Source organism: Salinicola sp. JS01, assembly GCF_030284585.1.
Taxonomy (GTDB): domain Bacteria; phylum Pseudomonadota; class Gammaproteobacteria; order Pseudomonadales; family Halomonadaceae; genus Salinicola.
Genome location: NZ_CP127244.1, coordinates 3,585,823 through 3,599,460, shown reverse-complemented (window position 1 = coordinate 3,599,460; position 13,638 = coordinate 3,585,823). Strand labels below are relative to the sequence as shown.

Below are 13,638 nucleotides of genomic sequence, written 5' to 3'. Positions count from 1 at the left end.
TGGTTCGCGGCTGCCCGGAGTTTGCCTCAGGGCGCCGGCCGGTGGCACTGGCGGCGCGCAGCCGCTGTGTCTGCTCATACTCTATGGGGGTGGCGCGGCGGCGGCCGTCAGACCATCGGCTAGCTTCGACGAATGGACGCGGGCGAGGGTCGAGTAGGGCACGCTGGCGGCGCGGCTCAGCGCACCGCGAAGTCGCGTTCGGCCCGGGCCACGGCGTCGTGGGCGTGCAGGCTCTCGGCGTGGGTGATGTCGATACGATAGCCGGCGATGCCGGCTTGCGCCTCGCACGCCGCCGCTAGCCGCCGCGCGGCGTCCTCGCAGAACATCAGATTGGCGCCGTTGCGTTCGGCGAAGGCCTGCTCATCGACACGCTTGACCAGGGTCTGCACCGGCGTCTGCAGGGTCTGTTCGAAGGCGTCGATGCGCGTGACCGGGGCGTAGGCGGCATCCGCCTTCAGACGCAGCGCGATCACCGCCCGGCTGCGCTGACTGTGGGGCGTGGGGAAGCTGCCGCCGTGCTCGATCCACTCGGCCACTGCCTCGGCGCTGAGGTTCGCGGTGTTCTGCTCGTCGGCCCAGTGGCGCCAGTCGCGGGCCATGGCGTGGCGGGCCAGCGCGGTCGAGCAGGGGCAGGTGGATGAGTAGTCGAGTTCGAGGGTCAGGGTCTGGGTCAGGCCCTCGCGGCTGCCTTCGAGGGCCAGCGTGAGCGGATAGTGGCGCCAGCCGCTGGCGTCGCTGAGCAGGGCGCGGCGGCGCAGCGGCAGGGCGAAGCGCAGGGTCAGAGAGAGGCGCTGGCTGGTGTCGTCCTGGCTATCCAGCAGGGCGTGGCCGAGGGCATTAAGCCGCGCCGGTGTCACCGGCGATTCGTCCAGACGGTCGAGCAGGCGATAGAGGCGCGACATATGGATGCCGCGCTGGCCCATCGCGAGATCGACACTGACATCGGCGGTGGCCGGCAGCCGAGCGCCGTCCGCCCACTGCAGGCGGGTGGCGATGCCCTGCATGCCGACACGTTGCAGGGCTCGGTATGGCGCGCTCTGGGACGGTTCCGGTTCGCGCCCAGCGGCGACATCCGGTAGCGGCGGTACGGAGAGGTTCATGAGTGCTCGTCGACGGTTGAAAATGTTATTTTATAACATATCATTCGAGTCGATGGGTACACCCTTCGGTCACCGCGTGACGCCGCCGGGAGGGTCTCACGGGCGAACCGATGAATCAGTCGCCGATACGGTCCAGCCGTGCCATCTGCGCCGCGGGAATCTCCAGCGCTGCCGCCTGGATATTCTGCTGCAGATGATCAGGAGACGAAGTCCCGGGAATCAGCAGGATGTTGGGTGAGCGAGCCAGCAGCCAGGCCAGAGCTACCTGCATCGGGGTGGCGTCGAGCGTCGCCGCGACCTCGGTGAGCGTCTGCGACTGGAGTGGGGTGAATCCGCCCAGCGGGAAGAACGGCACGTAGGGAATGCCCTCCGCGGCCAGCTGATCGATCAGCGCATCGTCGGCGCGGTTGGCCAGGTTGAACTGGTTCTGCACGCAGACGATGGGCACGATCTTCTGTCCGTCGGCCACCTGGGTCGGCGTGACGTTGCTCAGGCCGATATGCTTGATCAGGCCGCGCTCGCGAAGTTCCGCCAGTGTCGTCAGCGGGGCCTCCAGTGAGCCCTCCGCCGGCCCATGCACATCCAGCATGCTGCGCAGGTTGACGACCTCCATCTGCTCGAGCCCCAGATTGCGCAGGTTGTCTTCCACAGCCTGGGTCAGCTCGGCGGGCGAGAGGGCGGGCAGCCAGGCGCCGGTGTCATCGCGCCGGGCACTGACCTTGGTGACGAGGCAGAGATCGCTCGGATAGGGGTGCAATGCCTGCTTGATGAGCTGATTGGTGATGTGCGGGCCGTAGAAATCCGAGGTATCGATGTGGTCGATACCGGCGGCGATGGCCGCCTCGAGGACCTGCAACGCCCGCGCCGGATCCTTGGGCGGACCGAACACGCCGGGGCCGGCGAGCTGCATCGCCCCATAGCCCAGTCGTTTGACCCGTCGGTTGCCGAGTGTGTAGGTGCCAGCCTTGTCGATGAAGGACATGCGTTCACTCCTGTGTCGAGGTCGGGGCGTCAGATGCCCCGATGTCCCCTCATGGTAGGCGCGTCAGTGCTGTGCGACTATTGTCCTCAATCCATACAAGGTGTGCGGAGAAATGCACAATGAGTGCCGATCTCGGTGATCTTCAGGTCGTGCTGGCCGTGGCCAGAGCCAAGGGGTTTCGGGAAGCGGCGCGGCTGAGCGGTAGCAGTGCGTCGCGCTTGAGCGATGCGGTGCGGCGTGCCGAGACGGCGCTGGGCATTCGGCTGTTTCATCGCACCACGCGGGCGGTGACGCTGACCGAGGCCGGCGCTGCCCTGGTCGCGCGGCTGGCGCCAGCGGTCGAGGAGGTCGAAAACGCGCTGGATGCGATCAACGGCTTTCGGGATCGCCCCGCCGGCACGCTACGCCTCAATGTCCCGGTCAGTGCGGCGCGGCTGATCCTGCCATCGATCCTGCCCGATTTCCTCAAGGCCTACCCGGAGATCCGCGTGGAGGTCACCGCCGACAGTGCGGCGACGGATACACTGGCGGCGGGCTTCGATGCCGGCATCCGCTACGACGAACTGCTCGAGCAGGACATGATCGCCGTGCCCATCGGCCCGCGCGAGCAGCGTTTTGCGCTGGTCGCCTCGCCCGATTACCTGGCGCGTCATGGCACCCCCACGCATCCCCGCGAGCTGCTGCAGCATGCCTGTATCCGTGGCCGTTTCACCAACGGCAACCGGCCGGCATGGGAGTTCGAGCGCGGCGAGGAGGCGATTCGCATCGAGCCCACCGGCCCTTTGACGATCAGCATCGGCGGCGGTGTGGATCTTGGCGTCGAGGCGGCGTTGCAAGGCGTCGGCCTGATCATGCTGTTCGAGCAGTGGCTCCAACCGTACCTGGCCAGCGGTGAGCTGGTCGCGGTTCTCGAGCCCTGGTGGCTACGCTTCCCCGGCCCTTATCTCTACTACTCGGATCGCCGGCTGGTACCTGCCCCCCTGCGCGCCTTCATCGACTTCATTCGCGATCAAGACTCGCTCCCCCGGCGGCGGGCTCGACTCTCCTGAGCCGCTTCGTCGCCTCAGCGGGGCTGCATCATGCCGAAGGCCGCCACCAGGGCAATGACCGCCGTCGCCAGGGTCAGTTCGAGCAGGGTGGCACGCTTCAGCCGGATCAGTGCGCCGGGCGTGGCGGCGAGCCGAGGGACCAGGCGATAGCGGTTGTAGAGCGCCACCAGCACCATGACGAGGACCAGGGCCACCTTGATGCCCAGCAGTCGTGGGTAGGTCATCGACCAGTCGTCGGGCCAGTCACCGACGATCAGCCCGGTATTCACCGCCCCCGACAGCAGGACCACGGCCACCGCGACGTGCCCCCACTGCGAGAATCGGGTCAGCGCCAGGGCGGCGGGCCTCTGGGCGCCGCGAGTGCCAAGCTGGCCCAGCAGCAGCAAGACCGGCAGTAACGCGCCGAACCAGAAACCGCCGGCCAGCAGATGCAGCCAGTCATTGCCCTGGTGCAGCCAGCCGAGCGCGCCGGCGTGCATCGCCGCGTGCCCCGATAGCGTCAGGCTGCCCAGCATCAGCGCACTGCTCAATGCCACCGCCGGCGCGCGGCAGCGGCGAGGCGGTAGCGAGGTGGCGAGCAGCAGCGCCACCGCGATCATCTGGCAGAGCCAGGCGCTGCCGAGGGTGGTTTGCGTGGCGACCCGCGCCAGCAGTGCCGTATCTCGCATCGCGGACCAGCCGCCCGACAGCTCGGCGGTACGCAGCGGCAGGCTGGCGAGCGTCACGACCGTGGCCGTGCCGATGGCGCACCAGCGTGCGCCACTCAAGCGTTGCCAGAGCCAGTCGCGCAGCTCGGAGGGAGGCATCGACAACAGATAGGCGCTGGACCCCCACAGAAATAGAGCCGCCGCGTCGAACGCGAAGCGGCTCATCACCAGCGCAGTGCCGGGTTCGGTCACGGTGTCACGCTGAACGCGTAATCGCCCTCGGTCTTGTGACCATCGACGGAGAGGACATGCCATGTGACCTGGTAACGGCCGGGCTCGAGCGTGGTCTCGACCGGGGCGGTCAGGGTCGTGCCATCGTCTGCCAGGGTGGCCTTGCCCAGCTCGATGGCAGAGCCATCGCTGCCGTTCAATTCGAGACCGCTGAAAGCCAGCTCCAGGCCCTCGGTGAAGGTGAGCGCCAGGCGCTCCGGCGCCGTGACATCCGCGCCCTCGGCGGGGGTCGCGGCCTCGAGATGCGCATGCGCGAGCGCTTGATGGCTGAAGGCAAGTGCCCCCAGGGTCGCGATCAGGGAGAGTGACTGGCGTAGATTCATATGACGTTTCATGGGTCGGTTTCCTAGAGTGGCCGCCCCGTCTGGGGCGGCTGGTGGTATGTCGAGTGGCGATGAAGCCGCCTCAGAAATGAAAATCTAGCTTGGCCCAGACCATCCGGCCCGGATCGTTGACCCGAGTGTTACCCGGATACCCGAAACCGGCGTTGCCCGCGAGGTTGAGGTGTTCGCTGTAGGTGTTGTCGAAGACGTTGTCGATACCGCTGCTGAGGGTGAAGTTGGGGTTGAAACGGTAGGCGCCATTGAGCGAGAAGACGCCGAAACCTGCCGAGTCACCGAGATCCTGGCCGACGACATTGCCCTGGTTCAGCGCGATCCGATGCTGGGGCGCGACCAGCCGCCAGAGGGCGCCGACCGAGTAGTCATCGCGCTCGTAGGTGAGGCTGAAGCGCGACTCCAGCGGGGGAATCTGCGGCAACGGCTGGTCATCGGTCGCATTGCGGCCCCAGGCATAGGCCAGGCTCGCTTCGCCGGTCCAGTTGTCGCTGAAGTCGTAGGCGGCGCCGAGTTCCGCCCCGGCAATGTTGGCGTCGACGTTGCGGACCTGGGTGTTGGCCCCGTCGTAGTCGAAGAGGATGAAATCCTCTACATAGCCAAGATAGCCGGAGACCCAGGCGCGGGTGCGTTCGCCACGGTATTGGGCGCCGACGTCGAGCTGCGTGGTCTTCTCCGGTTTCACGCCGGCGAAGGCGTTCGGGCTGCCGTCGGGGCCGTCGAGCCCGGGCTTGAGTTCCCAGTAATCCGGGAAGCGCTGCACGTGACCCACGCCGGCGTACCAGGTGACCGGCGCCGAGGCGAGATCCTGCTCGTAGCGCACGAAGCTGCTGGGCAGCGTCGTGCGCCGGGTATCGCCCGCGGTGGCGGTATCGTCGTTATGGTCGTCGACGTGGTAGCGATCCAGACGTGCGCCGCCGATGACCCGGTCGCGGTCGCTGGCGTACCAGGTCAGCTGGTTGAACAGGCCGTACTGGATCTGTTCGTAGTCGCTGTCCCAGTGGTCGCCGTCGCGATTGCGATGAATCTGCTGCTGGGCGTCGACCCCGGCGATCCAGCTGAAGTCGCTCCACTCCCAGGTCGAGGCGACGCGGGTGCTGCGCGTGCGGCGATCCAGCCGCATCGCCATGCCGTCGCTCATGTCCATGCTGTCGCCGCCCATGTCCATGCCGCCGCCACCCATGTCCATGCTGTCGCCGCCCATGTCCATGCCGCCGCCACCCATGTCCATGCCGCCGCCACCCATGTCCATGCCGCCGCCACCCATGTCCATGCCGCCTGAAGGATCGCGCAGCGTGAAGTTGTCCATGATGTGGTCGGCGTAGGCGTAATTCGCCTGCAGTTCGAGTTTGCGCCAGTGTTCACTGATATTGCGCTTTTCAAAGCGAACGCCTGCCGTCTCCCGCAGGAATCGACTGCCGTCCATGCCACGCCCGGCGTAGCGCGCCTCGCCATTGCCACGACCGGCGGTGACCTCCAGCCAGGTGTCGTCGTCCGGCGTCAGACCGAGGGCGATATCGCCATTCCACTTGTCCCATTTCGACGGCACCGTATCGCCGTTGCCATCCTTGTAGTCGTTGGCTTCCGATTCGTTGCCGATCAGGCGAACGTAGCCCGCTTCGTTACCCGCGGCGGCGTCGATGCGTCGATCGAAGCGGCCATAGGTGCCCAGCATCACGCTGCCATCGACCCGCGTGCCGGGGGCGTCGAACGACTCGGGCCCGCGGTCGAAGCGCACGGTAGCGGCTGAGGCACCGGGCCCCCATAGCACCGACTGCGGCCCCTTGGTCACGACCAGGCTGTCGTAGGCCTCCGGGGAGATATAGGAGGTGGGGGCATCCATGCGAAACGGGCAGGCGCCGAGCATCTCACTGCCATCGGTCAGGATCTTGATCCGCGAGCCGAACATCCCCCGAAACACCGGGTCACCATTGGTGCCGCCGTTACGAATCGAGGCGAAGCCCGGAATGGTCTTCAGATAGTCGGCGCCATCGCTCGCCGGCATGGGTTGGCGAGGTTGGCGTGGGTCCGTCTCTACCGTGATCGGCGAGCTGAGCGGGACGGCGGTCACGACCAGGGTGTCGTGATGGCTCGCGACGTGATCGTCATGGTCGTGGCTCATCGTCTGCGCCAGGCTCGGCGTGGCGAACGCGGCGCTCGCCAACGTGACCGCGGCTGCCAACGCTTGGTGCGGGGGAAGGCTGCGGCCAGGCGCGGCTGTCTGTGCGGCACCCCAGCGGGGGCCGTGTGCAGTGGTGGACATGAAGTTCCCTTGAATGCGTTTCGAGTGTGATCCGGCCGCACGGGCGGGCAGCACCACCGCCGGAAGCGGAAGCCGGATGAACAGGATGAGAGTGCGAATCAGGAGAACGCGGGTGGGGCGCGGGGGCGGCCTTCGAACCACAGGTGGTCACTCGAGGCCGCGGGGCGCGGCGATTCGAAACGACCACCGGCGGGCTTGAGGACGCTGCGGACAACGGCGGGAACGTCGCTATGGGCGGTGGGGAAGTGCTGCCACAGCGAGCAGTAGCCGCACTGATCGTGCCAGGCGAAGACGGCGCGCTCCGTTGTATCGCGGGCGTGCATGGACGCCATCGACATGCCGGGCATCGCCGCCATTCGCATCGACGAATGAGACGACTCCGACGCCTGGATCTGCGAGATCAGCGGCCCCAGGAACAGCATCATCATCGCCAACAGCGCCAGACTGGCGGCCAGGCGACGGTAGGTGCTGCGGGTTCGAGTGAGTCGGATCATCGTCATCCACGCGATGGCGGTGGGCAGGAAAAGTCATGTGTTACCCACACGTCTCGGATGGTAACCAAAAAGTTCCGCGGCGACTCGCCGGGGGATGAGGTGGATTGTCGCACCACGGACGTCCTGCTCGGTGCCATCCACGCCCCGTGATCCGCGAGGGGCGTTCGCGGCGGCGGGATCACGTATCCTGGCTCTCTCTTCGTCGCCTTGCCGGAGCTTCCCATGCGCATGTCCCCCCTGCCGCCGCTCAACTCGCTGGTCGCCTTCGAGTCAGCGGTGCGCCACATGAGCTTTACCCGCGCCGCGGGCGAGCTCAATCTGTCGCAGAGCGCGGTGAGCCGCCAGGTGGTCCATCTCGAGCAGTTTCTGGGGCGCAAGCTGTTCGTGCGCGAGCAGCGGCGGCTGACCCTGACCCGGGCCGGCGAGGCCTATGCGCTGCAGGTGCGGGCGATTCTCGACGACTGCGTCCAGGCCACCGCCGAAGTGATGAAGAGCACCGGCGAGAACGAGCTCACGCTCGCCTGCACCGCCGGCGTGGCGCAGTTCTGGATGGCGCCGCGGCTGAGTCTGTTCCGGCGCGCCCACCCCGACATCAAGCTGCGCCTGATCGTGCGCGACGGCGTCACCTCGCTCTCTTCGTTCGAGTTCGATATCGGGCTCTACTACCTGAAGAACCCTGCGCTGCCGGGGTTCGACACTACCTTCGTGATCCCCGAGCAGGTCTATACCGCCTGCGCGCCGGGCTATCTCGCCACTTGCCGCGAGCGCCACGGGCTGGGCGAGGGCGAACGCCTGAGCCCGGCGCAGCTGCAGCACGAGACGCTGCTGATGCTCGAGGATGCCCAGAGCCTGTGGATCTCCTGGCACGACTGGTTTCGCTACCACCGCCTGGCCAGCCCGGCGCTGGCCAACACCCTGGTGTGCAACCACTATCCGACGCTGGTAGAGATGGCGAGTCTGGAGCAGGGCATCGTGCTCGGTTGGCGGCATGTGATCGACAGCCAGATTCGCCGCGGGCGCCTGGTATGGGCTTCCGACCACTGGGCCAGCCACGGTGGCGGCTATTTCCTGATCACCCCGGAGGAGCGCCGCGAGAACTACGCCACTCGCTGCTTCAAGCGCTGGCTGCTGGAGATGGCGCCCAACGAACCGCTGGCCGCGGGCCCGGCGGGCGGTCGCGGCGCGGGCTGAACGATGCGCTGGCCGCATGCTGACATGCGTTTTTGTCGCTTTTCAGGCTCTTCCCGCGCTGATTAGGCTCGAGACGTTCCCGTCCCCACAAGAGCCCAATCATGACCGAACGCACGCCCCCCGCCCGCCTGCTCAAGAACTTCCGCCTGGTCGACGGCAGCGCCGCCGAACCGCGCGACGGCCTCCAGGTGCTGATCGAGGGTGACCGCATCGTCCAGGTCGCCGAGACAGCGATCGAGGCCCCCCACGCCGAGGTGATCGATCTCGGCGGGCGCACCCTGATGCCGGGGCTGATCGACTGCCATGTGCACGTGATCGCCACCACCGCCGATCTCGGTGCCAATGCGCTGCTGCCCGATGCGCTGGTCGCGGCGCGCGCCACGCCGATCCTGAAAGGCATGCTCGAGCGCGGTTTCACCACGGTGCGCGACGTCGGCGGCGCCGACCGCGCCATCCAGCAGGCGGTGGCGGAGGGCTACTTCGTCGGCCCCAGACTGGTGATCTGCGGCAAGGCGCTGTCGCAGACCGGTGGCCACAACGACTACCGCGGCTTTTTCGATGAGCGCGACGATCAGTACCAGACCCGCCGGCTGGGCTCGATGGGGCGTATCTGCGACGGCGTCGAGGCGGTGCGTCGCGCGGTGCGTCAGGAGATCAAGGGCGGCGCCCAGTTCATCAAGGTGATGGCCAACGGTGGTGTCTCTTCGCCCAGCGACCCGATCGATTTTCTCAGCTTCTCGCGCGCCGAGCTCGAGACCATCGTCGAGGAGGCGAGCAACGCCCAGGCCTACGTCAGTGCCCATCTCTACACCGACGAGGCGATCCGGCGCGCGGTCGAAGCGGGGGTGCGCTCGCTCGAACACTGCAATCTGATCACCGCGGAGACCGCGCGCTTTGCCGCCGAGCGCGGGGCGATGGCGTGTCCCACCCTGGTGACCTACGAACGGCTCAAGCTCGAGGGTGCCGAGTACGGGCTCAAGCCGGAGTCGGTGGCCAAGATCGACGACGTACGCCTGGCCGGGCTGGAGAGTCTGGTGACCATGCGCGAGGCAGGCCTGGAGATGGCCTACGGCACCGACCTGCTCGGCGAGATGCATCCGCACCAGTCCGACGAGTTCGTGATCCGCGCCCAGGTGCTGCCGCCCCACGAGGTGATCCGCAGCGCCACCGCCACCGCGGCCAAGCTGCTGCGCATGGAGGGCGAGGTCGGCTGTATCGCGCCGGGGGCCTATGCCGACCTGATCGTGGTCGACGGCAATCCGCTGGAGGAAATGCGGCTGCTGACCGGCCAGGGCGATCATCTGGCGCTGATCATGCAGGGCGGGCGTGTGATCAAGGAGCGCCTGAGCCGTTGAGCCCGGCGCGGCCGTGGGCGCCACCCACGGCCGCGACCGGCTCGCGCTGGACAACCACCACCGTCGATAACAACCGCGATCCATAACAACCACGATTCATAACAACCACGATTCATAACAACCACAACCGGAGGCCTGCACCATGCATGCACTCTTCGTCATTGCCTATCTGCTGCTGATGGTCGTCGTGGGGCTCTACTTCTCACGGCGCAAGGTCCACGACGATACCGACTTCATCGTGGCCGGACGCTCGCTCTCGACCCTGGTACTCACCGCGACGCTGTTGGCGACCTTCGTCGGTTCCGGCTCGATCGTCGGCGGCGCGAGCTTTGTGTTCCAGCACGGCCCGGGGGCGGCGATCTTCTTCTTCGCCGGCACGCCGATCGCCGCGCTGGTGGTCTACTTCCTGCTGGCACGCAAGATGCGCCGCTCGCGCGCCACCACCATCCCGGCGCTGATCGAGGCGCGCTTCGGCCCGGTGGCGCGCTCGATCGCCTCGCTGATCATCCTGCTCGCTTATGTCGGCATCGTGTCGTATCAGTTCACCGGCGCGGGGCAGGCGCTCAATCTCGTCTTCGGCCTGCCGGTGTGGCAGGGCGTGGTGATCGCGGCGCTGGTGATGATCGGCCTGGCGACCATGGGCGGGCTGGTCTCGGTGGCTTATACCGACTATCTGAGCGCGGTGATCATCTTCGGTAGCATGCTGATCGCGCTGCCGCTGGTGCTGACCCGGCTGGGCGGCCTCGACGGCATGATGGAGGCGCTGCCGGCGACCCACCAGACGCTGCTCGGCGGGCTCTCGCCGTGGCAGGCACTGGGTTACTTTCTGCCGCTGTTCCTGCTCATCCTTGGCGATCAGAACCTGTTCCAGCGCTTCGCCGCGGCGCGCGACCCCCAGACCGCCAAGAAGGCCGCGCTGGGTCTGGTCCTGGCTTCCATCGTCTGCACGTCGCTGATCACGCTGCTGGTATGCGCCACGCGGGTGATGTATCCCGATATCACCCCTTCGACCGCGATGATGACGCTGGCCCAGCAGGGTGTCCCCAGTGTGATCGGCGGCCTGCTGCTGGCCTCGATCGTGGCGCTGCTGCTGACCACCGGCAACTCGTATCTGCTCTCGGCCTCGGCCAGCCTGACCCAGGATATCGTCGGCGGGCTGTTCAAGATCCAGGTGCCGGCGGGCAAGGCGCTGCTGCTCAACCGCCTGGCGGTGGTGCTGCTCGGCCTGCTGGCCTGGGTGCTGGGCGCCTTCTTCCCCAGCGTGCTGGCGATGCAGATGTACTCCTACGGCATGTACGGCGCGGCGATCACGCCGGTGTTCCTGGCCGCGCTGCTGTGGCCGCGGGCGACCCCGGCCGGGGCGCTTGCGGCAATGCTCGTGGGTGGCGGGATGACGCTGGTATGGGAGATCGCGCTGGGCAAGCCGATGGGCTGGAACAGCGTGCTGGTGGCGATGCCGCTGGCGGCGTTGACGCTGATCGCGGTGAGTCTCGCCGGGCGACGCCCGGCGGCGGTCTCTAGCGCCGCCTGAGGGACCGGGACGCGTATCCAGACGCCCGTTCTCGGCTAGCGAGAGCGGGCGTGCTGCGTTCCGTGGACGGCAAGAGACGTTGGACGATCGAGGCGACGTGGCGGTGAACTCGATTCGGCGGGATCGGCGCCATGGGACATAATGGGATGGCAACAGGAATCCCCTGTCATTCGCCGCTAGCCCACGTGGAGTCCGCTTTCCTTGCAACAGAAAATCATCGATACGATGGCGGCATTGAGCGTCGCCTGCCGCGCGCGTCTCAGTGAACTCGCCCAGCGCGATGGTCTGACGCATCCCCCTTTTCAACTACGCGTGCTTTCGGTGGTCGGTCGCTATCCCGAGCAGCATCAGCAGTCGCTCATGCAAAAGCAGGGCTGGGACAAAGGGCAAGTGGCGAGAGCGTTCAAGGCGCTCGAGCGTGAAGGTCTGATTCGACGCTGCGGTGACTCGACGCCGCGCCGAATCACCCAGGTTGCCCTGACGGCGGAAGGGCAGGTCATCTTCGAGCGATTGGAGCGCATTCGCGAAGAGCTGACGGCAACGACCCTGGCGGAATTCTCGACGGCCGAAAGGCGAACCTTCGAGCAGTTGATGAAGCGGGCCATGAATAACATCGTCGAGGCGCCTCCCATCGAGTGAGATCGCTGGCGTGTTTGGTTCGAGGTCAGCCCGAGGCGCTGGAGTCAGGGCAAGATCGGCCTGTCGTTTAAAGTTGACAAAGTCAACTTTTGGCGATAGTTTCCTGCGCGACACCCGTGTCGCTCGTCGCCTATTCCCACTCGCCGTGATCCAGGGTTTTGCCATGTCCTCGCGTTTGATCGTCGGAATGATCGGCATGCTGCTCGCCTGCATTGCCGCCGATATCAATCAGGAGGCGGCCTCGCTGGCGCTGGCCGATATTCGCGGCGCCTACGGCTTCAGCGTCGATCAGGGCAGCTGGTTCACCACGCTCTACGCGACCGGTGTGGCGATGGGCATGCTGGTCGCACCGTGGCTCGCGGTGACCTATTCCATGCGTCGCTTCGCGGCGCTGGCGGCGGTGTCATTGGCGCTGCTGGGGCTCTGCTGCACGGTGACCGAGTCCCGCTCTCTATTGCTGGCGCTACGCTGGGTCCAGGGACTCAGCAACGGATTTCTGATTCCGCTGCTGATGGCGGTGGCCCTGCGCTTCCTGACACCTTCCACCAAGCTTTTCGGCCTCGCCGCCTACGGGTTGACCGCGACATTCGCGCCTAACATCGCCAGCCCGGTGGTGATCTGGGCCAACCATGGGCTGGGCATCGATTTCGTTTTCTGGGCGGCGGTGCCGCTGTGCCTGGTGGCAGCGTCGATGATGCTCTACGGGCTCCCGCAGGATCCTCGACCGACGGGGCGCTGGCGGCAGTTCGACTGGCTGGGACTGCTCCTGGGTTGGGGGTTATGCGCCAGCGTGGTGATCCTGTTTACCCAGGGGGAGCGACTCGACTGGTTCCACGCTTCACTGGTGCGCTGGTTGGCGCTGGCGGCGGTGACGCTGCTGCCGCTGTTCGTCCTGCGCTGCTGGGTCGCGCCGGTGCCATTCGTGCGGCCACAGCTGGTCAAACGGATCAACTTCGGCTTCGGTATCTTCATGCTGGTCGGTGTCATTGCGCTCGGCGCCTCGGCGGCCTCCCTGCCGGGTGAGTTCCTCGCCGAGGTGCAGGGCTATCGCCCGCTGCAGAGCCTGCCAGTCGCGCTGGCGCTGGCGCTGCCCCCACTACTGATGCTGCCGCTGAGCGCGCTCGTGCTGAACGTCGAGCGCGTCGACTGTCGCTGGGTCATGGCATCGGGCCTGGTGCTGATGGCCTGGGCGAGTTGGATGAACGGTGACGTCGGCGTCGCATGGGCACGCGAGCAGTTCTATCTCTCTCAGGTGATTTTCGCCTGCGGCCAGTCGATGGTCGTGGTGGGGCTATTGATGACGGCGACGGCGGTGGTCGATCCCATGGAGGGTCCGTTCGGATCGGCCACGATCAACACCGCCCGCGCGCTGGCGAGTCCGATCGCCGGCGGTATTCTGGGCCATTGGCTGGTGGTGGCCGCTGACCACCACGCGCACGCGCTGCTCGATCGGATCGGAGCCATGCGCTTCTCGTTGGCACAGGCGGCGGCGCTCTCGGGGCACGACGCCGAGGCCTTACAGTGGGCACCGAGCCAGCACTCGAGCGAAGCGCTGAGTCACCTCCACGAGCAGGTTTCACGTCATGCCGAGGTTCTGGCGTATGCCGATATCTGGCGTGCCTTGGCGGTGATGGCGCTGATCATGGTGCCGTTCTGCCTGCTACCGAAGCGCACTTACGCCCCTCGCTTTCACCGACCCAAACCCCTGTAGGCAACCCTAGCGATCGCCATGAAGCCGACTTCCCCAGAGCACTCCCAGAC

At 66.7% G+C, this 13,638-nt stretch carries 12 protein-coding genes; 6 read left to right on the top strand and 6 right to left on the bottom strand.

The window, feature by feature from the left end; all coding sequences use genetic code 11:
* Positions 1-176 precede the first annotated feature (176 nt).
* Positions 177-1,100 carry a GTP cyclohydrolase FolE2 gene (gene folE2 / locus QO259_RS16310; RefSeq protein ID WP_285950753.1) on the bottom strand — a complete coding sequence of 308 codons (924 nt, stop codon included), beginning with the start codon at positions 1,098-1,100 and terminating at the stop codon, positions 177-179.
* A gap of 115 nt (positions 1,101-1,215) precedes the next feature.
* Entirely contained in the window at positions 1,216-2,082 is an 867-nt protein-coding gene (locus QO259_RS16305; RefSeq protein ID WP_285950752.1) for an aldo/keto reductase family oxidoreductase, read from the bottom strand.
* Between the two features lie 119 nt (positions 2,083-2,201).
* Here QO259_RS16305 and QO259_RS16300 point away from each other — a divergent pair, with 119 nt between their 5' ends.
* Positions 2,202-3,131 carry a LysR family transcriptional regulator gene (locus QO259_RS16300; protein ID WP_285950751.1) on the top strand — a complete coding sequence of 310 codons (930 nt, stop codon included), beginning with the start codon at positions 2,202-2,204 and terminating at the stop codon, positions 3,129-3,131.
* 14 nt (positions 3,132-3,145) lie between these two features.
* Here the strand turns inward: QO259_RS16300 and copD are convergent, their stop codons facing one another.
* The 4 genes from copD to QO259_RS16280 all read right to left on the bottom strand — a co-directional run bounded on the left by copD (position 3,146) and on the right by QO259_RS16280 (position 7,161).
* Entirely contained in the window at positions 3,146-4,030 is an 885-nt protein-coding gene (copD, locus tag QO259_RS16295; protein ID WP_285950750.1) for a copper homeostasis membrane protein CopD, read from the bottom strand.
* A complete protein-coding gene (copC, locus tag QO259_RS16290) occupies positions 4,027-4,404 on the bottom strand; it encodes a copper homeostasis periplasmic binding protein CopC (RefSeq protein WP_285950749.1) in 378 nt (125 codons plus the stop codon). Before copC ends, copD begins: the two co-directional genes overlap by 4 nt.
* A 70-nt stretch (positions 4,405-4,474) precedes the next feature.
* Positions 4,475-6,526 (bottom strand): TonB-dependent receptor domain-containing protein, encoded by a 2,052-nt coding sequence (locus QO259_RS16285; protein ID WP_285950748.1) that lies wholly within the window; start codon positions 6,524-6,526, stop codon positions 4,475-4,477.
* Positions 6,527-6,765: 239 nt separating this feature from the next.
* A complete protein-coding gene (locus tag QO259_RS16280; protein WP_285950747.1) occupies positions 6,766-7,161 on the bottom strand; it encodes a DUF2946 domain-containing protein in 396 nt (131 codons plus the stop codon).
* Between the two features lie 222 nt (positions 7,162-7,383).
* On the opposite strand from QO259_RS16280, the gene QO259_RS16275 reads away from it, so the two are divergent.
* The 5 genes from QO259_RS16275 (at position 7,384) to QO259_RS16255 (ending at position 13,588) form a co-directional block, all read left to right on the top strand.
* On the top strand, positions 7,384-8,352 hold the full coding sequence (locus QO259_RS16275) for a LysR substrate-binding domain-containing protein (RefSeq protein ID WP_207033924.1): 969 nt from the start codon (positions 7,384-7,386) through the stop codon (positions 8,350-8,352).
* 101 nt (positions 8,353-8,453) lie between these two features.
* Positions 8,454-9,707 (top strand): metal-dependent hydrolase family protein, encoded by a 1,254-nt coding sequence (locus QO259_RS16270; protein WP_285950746.1) that lies wholly within the window; start codon positions 8,454-8,456, stop codon positions 9,705-9,707.
* Between the two features lie 142 nt (positions 9,708-9,849).
* Complete coding sequence (locus tag QO259_RS16265; protein ID WP_207033928.1) at positions 9,850-11,238, top strand: sodium:solute symporter family protein; 1,389 nt, start codon at positions 9,850-9,852, stop codon at positions 11,236-11,238.
* 201 nt (positions 11,239-11,439) lie between these two features.
* On the top strand, positions 11,440-11,877 hold the full coding sequence (locus QO259_RS16260; RefSeq protein ID WP_233076896.1) for a MarR family winged helix-turn-helix transcriptional regulator: 438 nt from the start codon (positions 11,440-11,442) through the stop codon (positions 11,875-11,877).
* 163 nt (positions 11,878-12,040) lie between these two features.
* Entirely contained in the window at positions 12,041-13,588 is a 1,548-nt protein-coding gene (locus QO259_RS16255) for an MFS transporter (protein ID WP_285950745.1), read from the top strand.
* Positions 13,589-13,638 lie beyond the last annotated feature (50 nt).

Coding starts and splice junctions, on each gene's coding strand:
- folE2 (WP_285950753.1), bottom strand. CDS start 1,100: ATGAACCTCTCCGTACCGCCGCTACCGGATGTCGCCGCTGGGCGCGAA.
- QO259_RS16305 (WP_285950752.1), bottom strand. CDS start 2,082: ATGTCCTTCATCGACAAGGCTGGCACCTACACACTCGGCAACCGACGG.
- QO259_RS16300 (WP_285950751.1), top strand. CDS start 2,202: ATGAGTGCCGATCTCGGTGATCTTCAGGTCGTGCTGGCCGTGGCCAGA.
- copC (WP_285950749.1), bottom strand. CDS start 4,404: ATGAAACGTCATATGAATCTACGCCAGTCACTCTCCCTGATCGCGACC.
- QO259_RS16285 (WP_285950748.1), bottom strand. CDS start 6,526: ATGAGCCACGACCATGACGATCACGTCGCGAGCCATCACGACACCCTG.
- QO259_RS16280 (WP_285950747.1), bottom strand. CDS start 7,161: ATGATCCGACTCACTCGAACCCGCAGCACCTACCGTCGCCTGGCCGCC.
- QO259_RS16275 (WP_207033924.1), top strand. CDS start 7,384: ATGCGCATGTCCCCCCTGCCGCCGCTCAACTCGCTGGTCGCCTTCGAG.
- QO259_RS16270 (WP_285950746.1), top strand. CDS start 8,454: ATGACCGAACGCACGCCCCCCGCCCGCCTGCTCAAGAACTTCCGCCTG.
- QO259_RS16265 (WP_207033928.1), top strand. CDS start 9,850: ATGCATGCACTCTTCGTCATTGCCTATCTGCTGCTGATGGTCGTCGTG.
- QO259_RS16255 (WP_285950745.1), top strand. CDS start 12,041: ATGTCCTCGCGTTTGATCGTCGGAATGATCGGCATGCTGCTCGCCTGC.